The 786-nt window shown below is 52.9% G+C and carries 1 protein-coding gene and 1 pseudogene; one reads left to right on the forward strand and one right to left on the reverse strand.

The window, feature by feature from the left end; all coding sequences use genetic code 11:
• Positions 1-31: 31 nt before the first annotated feature.
• Positions 32-565 (reverse strand): annotated as a pseudogene (locus tag G3N98_RS39465) (MFS transporter); the annotation flags it as partial.
• A 107-nt stretch (positions 566-672) separates the two neighbouring features.
• On the opposite strand from G3N98_RS39465, the gene G3N98_RS39470 reads away from it, so the two are divergent.
• Positions 673-786: LysR family transcriptional regulator (locus tag G3N98_RS39470; protein ID WP_206151147.1), on the forward strand; the 114-nt coding region annotated here is incomplete at its 3' end.

Raw genomic sequence — 786 nt, forward strand, 5'->3', positions numbered from 1 at the left:
ACCGGCACGCAGGCGTTCAGGTGAAGGAGGTGTGGCCCAGAATCCAGCCTGAGAGAGGCCCTCCGACTATCCCTGAGATGGGAATCGCGGTAATGAACAACGCGATAATCTTCGCGCGCCTGCCAGAGGGATACCACCGTGTCAGGTACAGGATGATTCCAGGATAGAAACCTGCCTCCGCTGCACCAAGTAGAAATCTCAGGATGAAAAACTGCGTGGGCGTCCTGACAAACATAAATCCGGCCGAAATTACTGCCCAGATAACCATGATGCGTATTAAGGTGAGCCGCGCTCCGAATCGATGAAGCATCAAATTACTCGGCACCTCAAACACGAAGTATCCTACGAAGAATAAACCGGCGCCCAGCCCGTATATCGTCTCGCTAAATCCGAGATCCTGAAGCATCTGCAGCTTCGCAAAACCAATATTGACCCGATCAAGAAATGCGGCGACATAACACAACATGAGGAATGGCAGCAAGCGCAGCGTGACGCGGCGGTATAGCGGCTCCAACACGACATTGGACTGCGGCCGTTGAGGCTCGTTTAAAGCTGTTGCGCTCATTTCCGGTTCTCCATTCGACGTTTCTCTCTTTCACATACACTGTATTCTTGCCCGAGTGATAGGCAATAATCGAACAAATTTGAATTTGGTGAAAGACTGGAGCTATCATGAGAATCGCCCTGGAACAGCTGGAAACCTTGGTCTGGGTAGCCCGCCTCGGGAGCTTTCGTGCTGCTGCGCGCCAGCAGCACGTCTCTCAGCCAACCCTATCGGCGCGCATT

This window comes from Burkholderia sp. Tr-20390 (assembly GCF_017104595.1).
Lineage (GTDB): Bacteria > Pseudomonadota > Gammaproteobacteria > Burkholderiales > Burkholderiaceae > Burkholderia.